The sequence below is a fragment of the Pseudomonas sp. GW822-FHT07A10 genome (assembly GCF_058798795.1).
The window spans coordinates 65622-82394 of record NZ_JBXAKV010000001.1 but is presented as its reverse complement, the minus strand read 5'-3'; the positions used below and the strand labels follow the sequence as shown (position 1 = coordinate 82394).

Genomic DNA, 16773 nt, shown 5'->3' with positions numbered 1-16773 from the left:
ATACAGATAGAAGACACTACATATTGTGCTATCGCTACTCAACAGCTGGACTAGCAGTGGCAGGGACCCTGGACCCACTGCGGTGGCGACAACACCCTAGCCAGGAAGCTTCAGGCGATGTATCAAAGGCGCCCGGGAATCTCCCCACACTTCGCGAATAGAATCTGCCCTGCTTAGAAGGAAGCTCCAGCAGAACTCGCTTCTTCTTGGAAATTGGCTCAAATAGTGGCAGGAAGGGAGGGATACCACATTTTATGATCGGCCCAACCTGAGCTAGCCAGCGAATGGCCGAGGCAGCAAGTGAATTACTTCAATCGCTCAAAGAAAATCATACCCGCTGTGTTTAAGCCCTTGTTCCAGTTCCGATTCGTCCAATACTCCCCATCAAGAGTTACCCCACCATCACCGTCATGAACCTCCAATCGCGCCGAACCGAGATGGCAGCCGCTATCCGTTACTTCCGGATTTCGGGTGACGTTAAGGTATGAATAGTTGAGTTCAATGGTTCCGTGCTCTGGATCGCGCCGTACCCCCACAATCGTGGTGCTCGACTTTGAGTATTTATCATCAGACTGAAACTTCATCCGTATGCCGAACAAGCGGGATGTAATGGTGACCTTGCCTTGCTTTTCAAAAAGCGCGTCGCCAGTTGGTTGGCCCGATAGCTGCCTGACCACGTTCCAGTTCGACCGGATGGTTACCAGCCAGTCTCCATCAATAGGTGGGAAAAAATTCCGAAGAAAGGGCAGCTTGCAGATCCAGGGGAACATAGGTGTCTGACCCACGCCAAGCAGGACAATCGTTGAAACGCCTACCGCCACCTTGGCTACTGACCAAAAAGCTGAAAAGCCACTGAACACTTCAGGCAGGCGCCAGAAGCTCAGCCCCCCGAAAACGATGAAACACAATAGAGCGAAGTAACCAAGACACTTTTGAATACCAAGCACCTGATACATGAAAACACCTCTACGACTAGCCAGCAGTCACAGTACACCGTTATGCATAACTGGCGCACACTCCACGGGAGTCATGGGGCTTTTTTGTACGGCAGCGACCTTCCGGTCGGGAAGGCCGCAAGCGTCCTGCTAAGTGACAGCGTCCGAACGCTCATGGCCGGTTCTGGTTTTGACTGCGTTGCTATATACAAGCACAGTCCTATCCGTTGTCACCGCTCGAAGACAGCACCTCAGCTTGGGCCCAGGGCGCTGCAAACTATTCGTGCAGTCACGTCGAAATTCTCCAGTGTGAGCACATCGATTGGCGAACGCCCCTTCAATCGCTCATGAGGCTCACAGACCGTACGATAAAGTCTCCAAGCATCGACATCCGGAAATCGCGCTAACGCAGCAAGTACCAACTTGTGCCGCAGTGGATCAAGCTGCCAATCGGGAAGGCGCTGACCTCGATTCCCCAGGCTAAGGGACAGCAGGCGCCGAGCCTTGATATCGCGGTTGATCTGATCTCGGGATTTGCCTGCCAGCTTGGCGAAGACAAGCAGCGGCAGATTACTCGAAGCTTCATAGGTGGCGAGCATCTCGGCGCGCTGACGTTGTATGTCTGATACTTGGGGTTCGCGCAGCTGTTCAGTCTGCGCTGGAGCAGGTAGGACAGGTGAATACTGAGCCGCGTTAAGGACCGGTTCGTTGCTGACGGACATTTTGGAGGCTGGAACCGTCGTCGCTGGGAAACCCCCGCTGTACAGAACGGCGTTTGCGTTCGCGCTTTCCAACGAAGGTAACGAAGCTGCACCTTCTAAACGAATAGTAAGCGGAGAGCTAGCCGCTTTCAGCTGGCCTTGCCCCCAAAGATCCAGACGGTTCGCCCAATCCTGCATCATGGTCCGGCGCTGCTCCACGTATTCCGCGTGATTGTAGGCCGCACTCACCTTGTCCGGATCGGCATGAGAAAGCTGAGCATCCACCCAAACCTTCGGGTATCCGATCTCGTTCAACGCCGTCGAGATCGTCGCCCTCATCCCATGCCCGGTGAGTTGATCGGCGTACCCCATCCGACGCAACGCGCCATTCAGCGTGTTCTCGCTGATGCGTTTGCTCAGGTTGCTTCGATGCGCAAACAAGTAGCGCTGCGCGGGAACAACCTGGTCCAGCAAGTGACGCACAATCTCCAGCGCCTGAACCGATAGCGGGACAATGTAGGGCGGTACATTTTGAATCTGCTTACCTGGCTTGCGCATCGCTAGCTGGAGTTGTTTCACCAGTTCCGCCGGTATGACCCACAAGCGCTTCTCCAGATCGAACTGGTCGGGTGTTGCCAACCGCAATTCGCCCGTCCGGACACCGGTCAGCAACAACAACCGAAGGCCAAGCCGAGTTTGATTGGCGCCACCGTAGTTTCGAAGAGCAGCCATCAATGCCGGAAGCTCGTCCATTCGGAGAAATGGATTGTGCGTAACAGGCGGCTTGGGGAGTGCGACCACATCAAGGTCTGAAGCCGGGTTATGTTCCAGCCCCTCGATTTTCACCAGCGCATAGCGGAACAATTGGTTGAACCAGGTCCGGCATTTTTCGGCTGTCGTTAAGGCCTTGCGCTGCTCGATCCTGCTCAGTAAATCCAGCAGATCGTGACGATTGATATCATAAATGGACCTCCCACCCAGTACGGGCAGGACGTCTTTATTGAAGATTCTCAAGATCTGCGAGAGCGTGCTCTGGCGCCCTTCCTTCAGGCTTAGCCTTCGGAACTCCACCCACTGATTGAACACCGCCTCGAAGGTGTGCTCCTTCGCAGCATGAACAGCAAGTCGCTGTTGTTTACGATGCTCGTAGGGGTTGATGCCCTGGGCAACCAAGGTACGGGCTTCATCACGACGGGTACGGGCTTCTTTAAGCCCAATTTGGGGGTAACTACCGAGGGACATGCGCTTCTGCTTGCCTGCCCAGTAGTAGCGGAAGAGCCAGACTTTTCCGCCTCTGGCCGTCACATTGAGTGTGAGACCATCACTGTCACCGAGGGTGTAGTCGTTACCAGTGATTCGGGCATGCCGAACTGTCATTTCTGAGAGTGCCATCGCGAGCTCCTGAACAGAGTCAGGGCCAGATGCTCATCTCGCTACACAATCTGCTCCAGCATTTAACCGATTCAGTGCTTGTCAGAATCCTGGACTCAATTCTGGACTTAAACGCACCGGATAGTGCTGGATTTCAGTGGTGCCCGCTGGAACGAAAAAAGGGCCTAAAGGCCCTGATTTCAATCGCTTACAGAATTCACTGGAACTCTGTAGCGCAATATTTGGAGCGGGAAACGAGACTCGAACTCGCGACCCCGACCTTGGCAAGGTCGTGCTCTACCAACTGAGCTATTCCCGCGTCTTGGTGAGGCGCATTCTATAGAATTCAGATGCCCCGTCAACCCCTTGATTCAAAAAAGTTTTATTTCTTTTCCACATCCGTCTTCAGATGCGGCCAGGCGGCCCGCAAGTACTGGACCATGGACCACAAGGTCAGGCCAGCGGACACCATCAGCAAGGCGTAGCCCATCAGGACCCAGAAGCTGAAGTCCGACGGATTGGCCAGCAGGATCACCAGCGCCAGCATTTGCGCGGCGGTTTTCCATTTGCCCAGGTTCGATACCGCCACATGGGCACGGGCGCCGAGTTCGGCCATCCACTCGCGCAGTGCCGATACGACGATCTCGCGACCGATGATGACGGCGGCCGGCAGTGTGAGCCACAGGTTGCCGTGTTCTTGCACCAGCAGCACCAGCGCAACGGCGACCATCAGCTTGTCCGCAACAGGATCGAGGAAAGCCCCGAACGGTGTGCTTTGTTCCAGACGTCGGGCCAGATACCCGTCCAGCCAGTCGGTCGCGGCGGCAAAGGCAAAAACCGAAGCCGACGCCAGATAGCTCCAGTGGTAAGGCAAGTAAAACAGCAAAATGAAGATCGGGATGAGCAGGACGCGTAGAACGGTAATCAGATTAGGGATATTCATCGACACAACTGGCTACGAGGTGAGTTGGGCATTCTACTCGCTGTGCAGATTTGCATAAATCAACTCTGCGAGCTTTTTACTGATCCCGGGTGCTTTGGCGATCTCTTCGATGCTGGCACGAGACAGCTCCTGCAATCCACCAAAATGTTTCAACAAATCCCGTCGACGTGTTGGTCCTACACCGGCAACCCCCTCAAGCGTCGAGGTGCGGCGGGTTTTACCACGCCGTGCACGGTGCCCGGTGATGGCAAAACGGTGAGCTTCGTCGCGGATCTGCTGGATCAAATGCAGCGCGGGGGAATCACCGCGCAAGGTGAATTCATGGGCCGCATCGTTGAGGTACAAGGTTTCGAAACCGGCCTTGCGCGTCGCCCCCTTGGCCACGCCCAGCAGAATCAGGTCGGGCACGGCCAGCTCATTGAGCACGTCACGGGCCATCGACAGCTGACCTTTACCGCCGTCGACCAGCAGAATGTCCGGCAGTTTGCCCTCTCCGTCCTTCAACTTGCTGAAGCGTCGGGTCAGGGCCTGGTGCATCGCGGCATAGTCGTCGCCTGGCGTGACGCCTTCGATGTTGTAGCGGCGGTAGTCGGACTTGATCGGGCCTTCCGGGCCGAACACCACGCACGACGCCACGGTGGCCTCGCCACTGGAATGACTGATGTCGTAGCACTCGAGACGTTGCGGCGGCTCGTCCAGGCTCAGCACTTCGGCCAGAGCATCGAAACGTGCCGCGACGTGTTGCCGGTTCGCCAGACGTGCGCCCAGCGCCTGCTCGGCATTGGTGACCGCCAATTGCTGCCAGCGCGCTCGGGTGCCCCGTACACGATGACTGATGGTCAGTTCACGACCGCGCAGCTCTTCAATGGCTGCAATCAGGGTCGGAAAGTCTTCGTGAACCACGTTGACGATCAGCTCGCTCGGCAAGTCGCGCTCGGGACTGCTGATGAAGTACTGGCCGAGAAACGCCGCCATGACTTCGGAAACGTCTTCTTCAATACCCACCTGCGGGAAGAAGTTCTTGCTCCCCAACACCCGGCCGCCGCGTACGCTGATCAAGTGCACACAGGCGCCACCCGGATTGACGAACGCTGCGATCACATCGACATCGCCCGTCCCGCCTTCCATGCTTTGCTGGTCCTGGACCCGGCGCAGCAATGAAATCTGGTCGCGCAATTCGGCGGCACGTTCGAACTCCAGATTGACCGCCGCTTCCTCCATGGCCGCGGACAACTCGTCCGCCAACGCATTGCTGCGCCCCTCAAGAAACATCACCGAGTGGCGAACATCTTCGGCATACACCTCAGGCTCCACTAGGCCGACACACGGCGCCTTGCAGCGCTTGATCTGGTATTGCAGACAAGGTCGCGTGCGGTTCTTGTAATAGCTGTCTTCACACTGACGAACAAAAAAAGCCTTTTGCAGCAGGCTCAGGCTTTCGCGGATCGCTCCCGCGCTGGGGTAAGGGCCAAAATATTTGCCCTTGGCCTTTTTCGCTCCGCGATGGATGCTCAAGCGCGGGAACTGGCCATCCGAGAGAAAGACATAAGGGTAGGATTTGTCGTCGCGCAGCAGGATGTTGTACGGCGGGCGCCATTCCTTGATCAGCGTCTGCTCGAGCAGCAAGGCCTCGGTTTCGTTGGCCGTGATGGTGGTTTCGACCTGGGCGATACGCCCTACCAGCGCGGCGGTCTTGGGAGCCAGACCGGTTTTGCGGAAGTAGCTCGCCAAACGTTTCTTGAGATTCTTGGCTTTGCCGACATAAAGCAGACGGGCATCGCTGTCGAACATGCGATAGACACCCGGCCGCCCACTGACCGTCGACAGAAAAGCACTTGGATCGAAGGTTTCAGTCATTTTCAGAGGCTGGCATCAACCATGCCGTGACGAACCGCCAACAGCGTCAACTCGACATCGCTGCTGATCGAAAGCTTTTCGAAAATACGGTAACGGTAGGTATTCACTGTTTTTGGCGACAGGCACAGTTTGTCGGAGATGATCTGCACCTTCTGACAGCCGACAATCATCAACGCAATCTGGATTTCCCGCTCAGACAAGGCGTCGAACGGCGAATCGTTGGTTGGCTGGAACGACTTGATTGCCAGTTGCTGGGCAATTTGCGGGCTGATATAGCGTTGCCCGGCAAACACCAGGCGAATGGCCTGGACCATTTCCGGCAGTCCGGCGCCCTTGGTCAGGTAGCCCGCGGCACCTGCCTGTAACAGGCGGGTTGGAAACGGATCTTCTTCGCACACGGTGACCGCGACGACTTTGATGTCGGGATGACTGCGCAATAATTTGCGCGTGGCTTCAAGACCGCCGATCCCGGGCATCTTGACGTCCATCAGCACCACATCGGGTTTCAACTCACGCGCTTTGAGCAGGGATTCCTCTCCCGACTCGGCCTGACCGACTACTTGCAGGCCATCGATGTCAGCCAGCATTCGTGTAATGCCTGTACGAACGAGATCATGGTCATCGACTACTAGCACCCTAATCAAGCAGACACCTCGCGATTTGGTCTTATTGGGTTGCCGGACACCTTAGCAAAAAGCGACTGGCAGACCTAGCGGAAAGCAGCATATAAAAAGTGTCAATTCTTCTGGCGAGGCTTGCTGGCAGTGTGTTTCAGCGGTGCAGTCCATTGATATCACGCTGCATTCTCAAGAAACACTGGTCCTTGCCGACCACCTTCAGTCCTTTTCTCTCGTAAAGAATTTTTGCCGGATTATTTTCAAATACGGTCAGACGCAATGCCGGGCGCCGTTCCTTGCAGGCCATGGCGAATACCTGATCGATCACCCAGGAGCCGGCGCCCTGCCCCCGGTACGCTTCAAGTAAATGCAATTCGCGGATATACAAGGCGCTGGCGTCACGGCTCAGGCTGACATACCCCATCAGTGTGTCATCACGCACAATCAGCCAGTTTTCGCGTCCCTCCCAAGCAACATCGAAAGCCTCGTCCTGCCACAACAGCTCATGTTGAATGTAGTAGCGCAGCATATTTCGACAAGTCAGGTCACGTGCGAAGTCCAGGTCACGAGACGTTGCCGGGCGCAATTCAAACCCCATTCAAGCCTCCGCGACCGCCACGATTTGCCCCTTCCAGCCGTCAGCATTGCGACGAGCAACCACCATGAGATTCCCCGTCCCCGGTGCCGCCGCAACCAACGAGCCGTCCAACGCCCAGATTGCACTACGCCCTGCCGACTCCCAGCCACCCGTTGCGCCACCATGGTTGGCCATCAGTACCGCCATCGAGTGGGTGCGGGCATAACCTTGCAACAGTGCGGTATCTGGAGCGTAGCCGCTTTCTGTGATCAACACGCCCGCGGCATAAAGATCAGCGCCCTGCCGTGCCGCGGCGGCTGCATGACTGGCGTGAGAAAAATCGGCGCATACCGCCAACGCGACGGTGTCGGTGCCGATCTTCAACGTCGAACCGCCTGTTCCCGGGGCAAATGCCACCTCCTCCCCTGGGTGCAAATGCTGCTTGCTGTAGATATCGAGCGAACCATCGGCCCCCAATACCAGGGCACCGATCAACACCGGCGAATCGTCCGACAGACGAATCGGCATCCCGACGACACTGGTCACACCGACCTCCCGCGCGAAATCGCGCAGAGGTTGCAGCACTCTGGCACCTGGCGCGATGGCCAGCTCCGCTGCCAGACCACGCTCGTATCCGGTCAGCGACAGTTCTGGAAACACCAGCAATTGCACGCCCTGCTCCGCGGCAACCTGCATGAAGCGCAGGTGTCGGGTAATATTGGCGGCAAGATCGCCAGCGACGGAGATCGATTGAGCGGCGGCGATGGTCAGTGTCGTCATGGTTCGTCCTTGTGACGTTGATGGTTTGGGCGCCGGTTACACGCCGCCCGTTGCGTAAAGTGTGTCACAACTCCCGACGTACCCAACCGATAGAAACGCCCTGTGATGCTCGATAGCATTTTCTGATTGAATCCGCGTACCGGCCTCTAGTAAGCTCGGCTCATTCATCGGAGACAGACCATGTTCAACGCCCTCTCACAGCTTCGTACCGCCAGCGCCCCGCGCTCGGTTGCGGCTGCCCGGGTGAATGACGTTTGTGCTTCGGTCAGCTTTTATTTTGGGTATTGGTTTAGCCACTGGCGCGCCTGATACCCACACGGCGCCCACTTTAAACGGGTCGCCACCAGAGAATTCTCAACCCCCGGTCGGCCTCCCGACCGGGGGTTTTGTTTTTTCAGCCCTGAACATTTTTTGCGTTACACCAGACAACTTGAGGATTTACGACATGAATTACGCCACTTATTACCGTTACGACACTTTTACCGCCTGGCGATTTACCAGCTTCCGCTCGGGACAGCCTGCCGCCTCCGATCGGTCACCCACAGGTGGCAAGCACACACACGCAGCCAATCCGGCCAATTGTCGAACACCCCACTAGGGCCGAGCGCGCGGGACGAACCCGCCGCCAGCCCAGGAAGCCCGAATATGAACTCGTCCGTCTCTGCTCTGCCGCTGTCCACCTTGAGCCCTGCCAATGAAGCGCTGACCTTGCGTCTGCCCAGCTCATTGCAACTCAAACAGCAACTGCCACTCAGCAATGCCCTGACCCAACAAGTCGCCGCCCACCGCCAGGCTGTCCGCGCGATCCTCAACGGTGAAGACTCCCGTCTGCTGGTGATCGTCGGTCCCTGCTCGATTCACGACCCACGTTCCGCCCTCGAATACGCCGCCAACCTGGCCCGTCTGTCTGCACAAGTCAGCGACGAGATGCTGTTGGTGATGCGCGCCTACGTCGAAAAACCCCGCACCACGGTCGGCTGGAAAGGCCTGGCCTACGACCCACACCTGGATGGCAGCGATGACATGGCGGGCGGTTTGACCCTGTCCCGCGAATTGATGCGCGAAATGCTCCAACTGGGTCTGCCCGTTGCCACCGAGCTGCTGCAACCGATGGCCGCCGGTTACTTTGACGACCTGCTGAGCTGGGTCGCGATCGGCGCCCGTACCACCGAATCGCAGATCCATCGGGAAATGGCCAGTGGCCTGAGCATGCCGGTAGGGTTCAAGAACGGCACCGATGGTGGTGTGGCTGTCGCCAGCGACGCCATGCGCTCGGCCGCTCATCCGCACCGCCATTTCGGTGTCGACAGCCAGGGCCATCCTGCGATTATCCAGACACCGGGCAACCCCGACACTCACCTGGTATTGCGCGGTGGCCATCGCGGGCCGAACTACGACCGCGACAGCATCGCCAAGGTGCACAGCGACTTGACCAGACTCAAGATTCCGGCGCGGATCATGGTCGACTGCAGCCACGCCAACAGCGCAAAAGATCCGTTGCGTCAGCCCGCCGTGTTCAACGACGTGCTTGAACAGCGCTTGCAAGGTGATCGCTCGCTGGTCGGCATGATGATTGAGAGTCATCTGTTCGAAGGCTGCCAACCGTTGAGCCCGTCGTTGCGGTACGGGGTGTCGGTAACGGATGGCTGCCTTGGCTGGACCGGGACGGAACAATTGTTGTTGCAGGGCGCCGAGCGACTTCGTGCACAACGAAGCACTCAACAGCCAAAGTAAGCTGTGGCGCCGAGATCCGCGATGCAGGGCTATCGGGTCGGTTTACACGGAAAAATGACCTACCAGAGGTAGGTCATTGAAAGAAATATCTCGGCCATCGTTAAAAAGATGTCCGGATATTCCGACCAAGACCTCACGCTCATTCGAGTTTTCGTACCATTTCTATTCCGTTTTCATCAGGTTACAGCGGCTTTTTCATACATCGCCGAGCGGTGGGTGTGCTTTAGAGTGCCCCCTTGAGCACACACCTGACCTACTGCGAAAAAGGAAATGTACATGCTACGGAATGCAACCACTGACTATCCGATCCTGCTGGTCCACGGGCTCTTCGGCTTCGATCGCATCGGCAAACTCGAACTGTTCCATGACGTCAAACAGGCCCTCAGAAGCGCCGGTGCAAGGGTTTTCATCCCGCACCTGTCGGCTACCCACAGCAATGAAACCCGTGGTGAACAACTGCTGGTACAGATCGACCGGGTTCTGCAAGGAACCGGCGCAAGCAAAGTCAACCTGATCGGTCACAGCCAAGGCGCACTGGCTGCACGATATGCGGGGGCGCTGGCGCCACAGGTGGTCGCTTCGGTGACATCGGTCAGCGGGCCGAACCACGGCTCGGAACTGGCCGACTTCCTGCGCAAGGCGCTGACGCCCGGGCGCCTGCCGGAACAAGTCGCCGGAGCGGTGGCCACCCTGTTCGCCGACTTCCTGTCGTTGCTCAGCGGCAACCGGCACCTGCCGCAGAGCGCGATCGCCGCACTCAACGCGCTGACCACCGAAGGCGTCGGTGCCTTCAACGACAAGTACCCTCAAGGGTTACCGAAGACCTGGGGCGGCAAGGGTCGCGAACTGGTGAACGGCGTACGCTACTACTCCTGGAGCGGCACCCTGCAGGGAAACATCCTCGACGAGGGGCTCTACGCGCTCAACCCGCTGCACGGGTTCCTGCGGGCGTTCTCCCACTACTTCACCACCGAAGCCGAACAGAATGACGGCATGGTTGGCCGGTTCAGCTCCCATCTGGGTAAAGTGATCCGTTCCGACTATCCGCTGGATCATCTGGACAGCCTCAGCCAGACCACCGGTCAAGTCCGCAAGGGCATCGACCCGATCGACCTGTATGTACAGCATGCCGAACGCTTGAAAAATGCCGGCCTTTAGACAATGCCTTAATCTGGACGGTATTTTGAGAAGAAATAGCCCACTGAATCCGGTAGGCTCCGCACTTTACTGAACATTGAATGGAGTATTTTCCCATGGCCAAAGCCACCGCCCGCCACATCCTGGTTTCCAGCGAAGCCAAGTGCAACGAACTCAAGGCCCAGATCGAAGCCGGCGCCGATTTCGCCGAAGTCGCCAAAGCCAACTCCAGCTGCCCATCGAGCCGCCAGGGCGGTGACCTGGGTTCGTTCGGTCCAGGCCAGATGGTCAAGGAATTCGACACCGTGGTTTTCAGCGCGCCAATCAACGTGGTGCAAGGCCCGGTCAAGACCCAGTTCGGCTACCACCTGCTGGAAGTGACCAGCCGTCAGGACTGATCAACCCCTGAGTTTTCTCCACAACGGCCCGCCTTTTGGTGGGCCGTTGTGTTTTCGTTACGTGATACGGCTGGCGAGGGACGCGCCGCTAGCGTACAAATTGTGCTTATCGATCACCCGGCTCTAAGGCTGACAATGCGACTGGCTTTCCCCTCCTTACTGTTCACTGCCGTGGCCCTGCTGTTGGGCGCCGCCGGCGTGAACGCTGAACCGCAACAGGCGTTGACCGTGTACGGTGAACCGGCGAAGTATCCCGCCGGTTTCAGTCATTTCGACTACACCAACCCGCAAGCGCCCAAGGGCGGCACGATGCGTCGCTCGGCGCTGGAAATCGGTCATTTCGACCACGTCCTGCCGTACATCGACAAAGGGATTGGCGTCACACAAGTCGATGGCTTGATCTACTCGCCCCTGGCCGTGCGCTCACTGGACGAACCCTACACCGTGTACGGCCTGGTGGCGCAGCAGATGGAGCGTTCCGACGATGGACTGTCCCTGCGTTTCTACCTGAACCCGAAGGCCCGTTTCGCCGATGGCAAGCCGATCACCGCCGAAGACGTGCGCTACACCTTCGACCTGCTGATGACCCAGGGCAGCCTGCGCTATCGCACGCAATTCGCCGACGTCAAAGGCGTCGAAGTGGAATCGCCGCGAACCATTCGGTTCGACTTCAAGAGCAACGAGAACCGCACCCTGCCCCTCGACATCGCCACTTTGCCGGTGCTTCCCGAACACTGGTGGAAAACCCGCGACTTCGCCAACGGTGGCGGTTACGAGCCGCCGCTGGGCAGCGGGCCGTACCGCGTGAGCAAGGTCGACTCCGGGCGCAGCATCACCTTCGAGCGTAACGCCGACTGGTGGGCCAGGGATTTACCGGTCAGTCGCGGCCTCTACAACTTCGATCATTTCAGCATCGAGTACTTCGGCGACACCGATGTCGCCCGTCAGGTCCTGCGTGGCGGCGCCTACGACTACAACCGCGAATTCTCCGCCACCGCCTACTCCATCGGCTACGAGAGCCCGGCCTTGCGCGACGGTCGTCTGCAAAAAGCCCACCTGGCAACGCAGGCACCACAACCGTCCCAAGGCTTTGTGTTCAACCTGCAAAACCCGATATTCCAGGACCGCCGCGTGCGCCAGGCGCTGGCCATGCTCTGGGACTTCGAGTGGAGCAACCGGCAGATGATGCGCGACCTGTACATCCGCCAGCAGAGCTTCTTTTCCAACACCGACCTCGCCGCCCGACAACTGCCCGACGCGGGTGAGCGGGCGATTCTCGAACCGCTTCGCGGGCAGATCCCCGACGAAGTCTTCACTCAGGTCTTCGAAGCACCGAAAACCGATGGCAGCGGCGTGATTCGCGACAAACAGTTGCAAGCCCTGGACCTGCTCGAACAGGCCGGCTGGAAACCCGATGGCGATCAACTGGTCAACGCCGAAGGCCAACCGCTGGCCTTCACCTTTCTGATCAGCCAGAACGGCATGGACCGATTGCTGCTGCCTTACAAGCGCACCCTGAAACAAATCGGCATCGACCTGAACATTCGTCGCATCGACGCCTCCCAGTACGTCAACCGCCTGATGTCCCGGGACTACGACATGATCGTCACCGGCTACCCGGTCACCAACTCGCCGGGTAACGAGCTGTACAACTACTTTGGCTCGGCGGCGGCCAGCGATCCGGGCTCCAACAACTACATGGTGCTGAAGAACCCGGCGGTCGATACGTTGATCAACGGCCTGGTCCGCGCTACCACCCAAACCGACATGCTGCGCTACGCCCATGCCCTGGACCGTGTCCTGCAATGGAACTTCTATTGGATTCCCAACTATTACCCGCCCGGCAGTTCAACCGTGTGGTGGAACCGCTTCGGCATTCCCTCTGTACAAGCAAGCAATGACGAAGCCATCGAGAGTTGGTGGGAAGTCAGCTCCACACCCCTGACCAACGAACAGATGACCGCCGAACTCATCAAGCGCGGCAAATCCGGAGGGTCGCACTGATGTGGGCTTACGTACTGCGGCGCTTGCTGCTGATCATCCCGACTTTAGTGATCATTCTTCTGGTCAACTTCGCCATCGTCCAGGCCGCACCCGGTGGCCCGGTGGAACAGGCCATCGCGCACTTGCAAGGCATCGGTGGCGCGAGTGTCGGCGGCGGTTCCAGTGAGACCATGCACGGCAGCTCTCGGGCCAGCCGCGGGCTCGATCCGCAGCTGATCAAGGAGATCGAAAAGCAATACGGCTTCGACAAGCCGGCGCCGGAACGCTTGTGGCTGATGCTCAAGAGCTACGCCCACCTCGACTTCGGCAAGAGCTTTTTTCGCGGTGCCACGGTCACCGACCTGATCCTGGATAAAATGCCGGTGACCATTTCCCTCGGGCTCTGGGCGACGTTGATCACTTATCTGGTGTCGATTCCGCTGGGCATCCGCAAGGCCGTGCACCACGGCAGCCATTTTGATATCTGGAGCAGCACCGCGATCATCATCGGTTACGCGATGCCGGCGTTCCTGTTCGCGATGTTCCTGATCGTGGTCTTCGCCGGCGGCACCTCGTTGAACTGGTTTCCGGTGCGCGGCCTGGTCTCGGACAACTTCGAGTCGCTGTCGACGGTGGGCAAGATCGCCGATTACTTCTGGCACCTGGTGCTGCCGGTAACGGCGCTGGTGGTCGGCGGCTTTGCGACCCTGACCATCCTCACCAAAAATTCCTTCCTCAATGAAATCACCCGCCAGTACGTGGTCACCGCCCGGGCCAAGGGTTTGAGCGAACGCCAGGTGCTTTACGGCCATGTGTTTCGCAACGCCATGCTGCTGGTGGTCTCGGGAATTCCCCAGGCCTTTATCAGCGTTTTCTTCGCCGGCTCGCTGCTGATCGAAGTGATTTTCTCCCTCGATGGCCTGGGTCGCATGAGTTACGAAGCGGCGGTATCGCGGGACTATCCGGTGGTATTCGGTTCGCTGTTCATCTTCACCTTGTTCGGCCTGCTGATAAAAATCATCGGTGACCTGTGCTACACCCTGGTCGATCCGCGTATCGACTTCGCCGCGAGGAACGCCTGATGCTCAAGCTCTCGCCGCTGGGCCGTCGCCGTTTTGAACGCTTCAAGAAAAACCGCCGGGGCTGGTGGTCGTTGTGGTTGTTTGTCGGTTTGTTCCTGCTGACCCTGGGCGGCGAACTGATCGCCAATGACCAACCGCTGGTGGTCAGTTATCAGGGCTCGCTGTACTTCCCGGCGTTCAAACACCACACCGAGCAAGAATTCGGCGGCCAGTTGCCGTTTCAGGCCGATTTCCGCAGCGATTACGTGCAGAAGCTGATTCACAAGGGCGACGGCTGGATGCTGTTTGCGCCGATCCCGTTCAGCGACGACACGCCCAATTACGATCTCAATCAACCGGCGCCAAGTCCGCCGTCGAAGGTCAACTGGCTGGGCACCGACGATCAGGCCCGGGACGTGCTGGCGCGAGTGATTTTCGGGGCACGGGTGTCGATCCTGTTTGCGCTGATGCTGACGTTTATCAGCGCCTTGATCGGTATCGCCGCCGGTGCATTGCAGGGCTATTACGGCGGCTGGGTCGACCTGCTTGGTCAGCGCTTGCAGGAAGTCTGGTCGGGGCTGCCGGTGCTGTACCTGCTGATCATTCTGTCGGGCTTCGTCGAGCCGAATTTCTGGTGGCTGTTGGGGATCATGGCGTTGTTTTCCTGGCTGGCCCTGGTGGACGTAGTGCGCGCCGAGTTCCTGCGCGGGCGTAACCTGGAATACGTCAAAGCCGCACGGGCGCTGGGCCTGACCGACCGCAAGGTGATCGTGCGGCACATTCTGCCCAACGCAATGAACGCCACCCTGAGCTATCTGCCGTTCATCCTGACCGGGGCAATTTCCACCCTCACGGCGCTGGATTTCCTCGGTTTCGGTATGCCGGCCGGCAGTGCGTCACTGGGCGAATTGATTGGCCAAGGCAAGCAGAACCTGCAAGCGCCGTGGCTGGGGCTGACGGCGTTTTTCACCCTGGCGCTGATTCTTTCTTTGCTGGTGTTCATTGGCGAGGCGTTGCGTGATGCCTTTGACCCTCGTTCTTGAAGCGGACTGGTGAAATGACTGACAACCTGATCGAAATCCGTGACCTCAATGTAGCCTTCAGTGGCCAGACCGTGGTGCGCAACCTGTGCCTGGACATCCACCCCGGCGAATGCCTGGCGCTGGTCGGCGAGTCCGGATCCGGCAAGTCGGTGACCGCCCACTCGATCCTGCAACTGCTGCCCGAAAACGGTACGCAAACCACCGGCAGCATTCGCTATCGCGGCCAGGAATTGATCGGCGCCGACGCTAACGTCTTGCGCGAACTGCGCGGTAACCGGATCGCGATAATCTTCCAGGAGCCGATGACCTCCCTCAATCCGCTGCACAGCATCGAGAAACAGATCGGCGAAACCCTGCTGCTGCACAAAGGGCTGGGTGGCAAAGCGGCGCAAGCGCGGATTCTAGAATTACTGCAACTGGTGGGCATCCAGAAGCCCGAAGAGCGGCTCAAGGCCTACCCTCATCAACTGTCCGGCGGCCAGCGACAACGGGTGATGATCGCCATGGCCCTGGCCTGCGAACCGGAATTGCTGATCGCCGACGAGCCGACCACCGCGCTGGATGTGACGGTGCAGCGCAAGATCCTGCGGCTGCTCAAATCCCTGCAACAGCAGCTTGGCATGTCGCTGCTACTGATCAGCCACGACCTCAATCTGGTGCGCAGCATGGCCCAGCGGGTGTGCGTGATGCACGCCGGGGAAATCGTCGAGCAGGCACCTTGCGAAACGCTGTTCACCGAGCCGAAACACCCTTACAGCTGCGTGCTGCTGAACGCCGAGCCGGAAGGTGAAGCCCTGCCCCGGGACGAGCGTGAAAACGTGCTGGAAGTGGAGAATCTGCAAGTGCAGTTCACCCTCGGTGGCGGGCTGTTCCAGCGTAAGACGTACCTGCGAGCGGTGGACGGCATCAGCCTGAACGTTCAGCGCGGCAAGACCCTGGGCATCGTCGGTGAGTCCGGTTCAGGCAAGTCCACGCTCGGTCAGGCGATCCTGCGCTTGCTTGATTCCGAAGGCAGCATTCGCTTTCAGGGGCAGGCGCTGGATGGCCTGACGCAAAAGCAACTGCGGCCATGGCGCAAGAAGATGCAGGTGGTATTCCAGGATCCTTTCGGCAGCCTCAGCCCGCGAATGTCCGTGGCGCAGATCATCAGTGAAGGCCTTGAGGTCCATAGCCAGTCCACCCCTGCCCAATGCGAGGCCCAGGTCATCCGGGTGCTGGAAGAAGTCGGCCTCGATCCGCAAAGCCGTCATCGCTACCCGCACGAATTTTCCGGCGGGCAGCGCCAACGCATTGCCATTGCCCGCGCGCTAGTGCTGAAGCCGGCGTTGATCCTGCTCGACGAACCGACCTCGGCGCTCGATCGCACAGTGCAAAAACAAGTGGTCGCCCTGCTCCGCCAGCTTCAGGAGAAATATGGCCTGACCTACCTGTTCATCAGCCACGACCTGGCGGTGGTGCGTGCCCTGGCCCACGACATGATCGTGATCAAGGACGGCAAAGTGGTGGAAAGCGGCGCCAGCCATGATGTGTTTGAATCGCCGCAGCATCCGTATACCAAGGAGCTGTTGGCGGCGGCGCATCCGGGGTTGGCATAATCCCTGCGATCTTTTGATCTTGATTTCCAAAAATGGACACC

General features: G+C 58.6%; 14 protein-coding genes and 1 tRNA gene. 7 read left to right on the top strand and 8 right to left on the bottom strand.

The window, feature by feature from the left end:
• Positions 1-305 precede the first annotated feature (305 nt).
• From AC1RL4_RS00325 to AC1RL4_RS00290, 8 genes are all read right to left on the bottom strand, one after another.
• Positions 306-956, bottom strand: coding sequence for a Cap15 family cyclic dinucleotide receptor domain-containing protein (locus tag AC1RL4_RS00325; RefSeq protein ID WP_315866014.1), 651 nt, complete (start codon positions 954-956; stop codon positions 306-308).
• A 230-nt stretch (positions 957-1186) separates the two neighbouring features.
• Entirely contained in the window at positions 1187-3028 is a 1842-nt protein-coding gene (locus AC1RL4_RS00320) for a tyrosine-type recombinase/integrase (protein ID WP_315866015.1), read from the bottom strand.
• A gap of 222 nt (positions 3029-3250) precedes the next feature.
• Positions 3251-3326: transfer RNA gene (locus tag AC1RL4_RS00315), tRNA-Gly, on the bottom strand.
• Positions 3327-3389: 63 nt separating this feature from the next.
• The gene (gene pgsA, locus AC1RL4_RS00310; RefSeq protein ID WP_007933765.1) at positions 3390-3950 is read right to left on the bottom strand and encodes a CDP-diacylglycerol--glycerol-3-phosphate 3-phosphatidyltransferase; all 561 of its coding nucleotides are present in this window, start codon (positions 3948-3950) and stop codon (positions 3390-3392) included.
• A 33-nt stretch (positions 3951-3983) separates the two neighbouring features.
• Complete coding sequence (uvrC, locus tag AC1RL4_RS00305; RefSeq protein WP_007933764.1) at positions 3984-5807, bottom strand: excinuclease ABC subunit UvrC; 1824 nt, start codon at positions 5805-5807, stop codon at positions 3984-3986.
• Positions 5808-5809: 2 nt separating this feature from the next.
• Positions 5810-6451, bottom strand: coding sequence for a response regulator transcription factor GacA (gene gacA / locus AC1RL4_RS00300; protein ID WP_008015884.1), 642 nt, complete (start codon positions 6449-6451; stop codon positions 5810-5812).
• Positions 6452-6578: 127 nt separating this feature from the next.
• A complete protein-coding gene (locus AC1RL4_RS00295) occupies positions 6579-7022 on the bottom strand; it encodes a GNAT family N-acetyltransferase (RefSeq protein ID WP_028940931.1) in 444 nt (147 codons plus the stop codon).
• The gene (locus AC1RL4_RS00290; RefSeq protein ID WP_028940932.1) at positions 7023-7781 is read right to left on the bottom strand and encodes a carbon-nitrogen hydrolase family protein; all 759 of its coding nucleotides are present in this window, start codon (positions 7779-7781) and stop codon (positions 7023-7025) included.
• Positions 7782-8426: 645 nt separating this feature from the next.
• On the opposite strand from AC1RL4_RS00290, the gene AC1RL4_RS00285 reads away from it, so the two are divergent.
• The 7 genes from AC1RL4_RS00285 (at position 8427) to AC1RL4_RS00255 (ending at position 16732) form a co-directional block, all read left to right on the top strand.
• Positions 8427-9515, top strand: a complete 1089-nt coding sequence (locus AC1RL4_RS00285; protein WP_019578508.1) for a 3-deoxy-7-phosphoheptulonate synthase — start codon at positions 8427-8429, stop codon at positions 9513-9515.
• A 276-nt stretch (positions 9516-9791) separates the two neighbouring features.
• Positions 9792-10673, top strand: coding sequence for an esterase/lipase family protein (locus AC1RL4_RS00280; RefSeq protein ID WP_019578507.1), 882 nt, complete (start codon positions 9792-9794; stop codon positions 10671-10673).
• A gap of 95 nt (positions 10674-10768) precedes the next feature.
• Entirely contained in the window at positions 10769-11050 is a 282-nt protein-coding gene (locus AC1RL4_RS00275) for a peptidylprolyl isomerase (protein WP_007933754.1), read from the top strand.
• Positions 11051-11185: 135 nt separating this feature from the next.
• Positions 11186-13054 carry an extracellular solute-binding protein gene (locus AC1RL4_RS00270; protein ID WP_028940934.1) on the top strand — a complete coding sequence of 623 codons (1869 nt, stop codon included), beginning with the start codon at positions 11186-11188 and terminating at the stop codon, positions 13052-13054.
• Entirely contained in the window at positions 13054-14115 is a 1062-nt protein-coding gene (locus tag AC1RL4_RS00265) for a microcin C ABC transporter permease YejB (protein WP_096480592.1), read from the top strand. Before AC1RL4_RS00270 ends, AC1RL4_RS00265 begins: the two co-directional genes overlap by 1 nt.
• The gene (locus AC1RL4_RS00260; RefSeq protein WP_028940936.1) at positions 14115-15137 is read left to right on the top strand and encodes an ABC transporter permease; all 1023 of its coding nucleotides are present in this window, start codon (positions 14115-14117) and stop codon (positions 15135-15137) included. Before AC1RL4_RS00265 ends, AC1RL4_RS00260 begins: the two co-directional genes overlap by 1 nt.
• A 14-nt stretch (positions 15138-15151) precedes the next feature.
• The gene (locus AC1RL4_RS00255) at positions 15152-16732 is read left to right on the top strand and encodes an ABC transporter ATP-binding protein (RefSeq protein ID WP_028940937.1); all 1581 of its coding nucleotides are present in this window, start codon (positions 15152-15154) and stop codon (positions 16730-16732) included.
• Positions 16733-16773 lie beyond the last annotated feature (41 nt).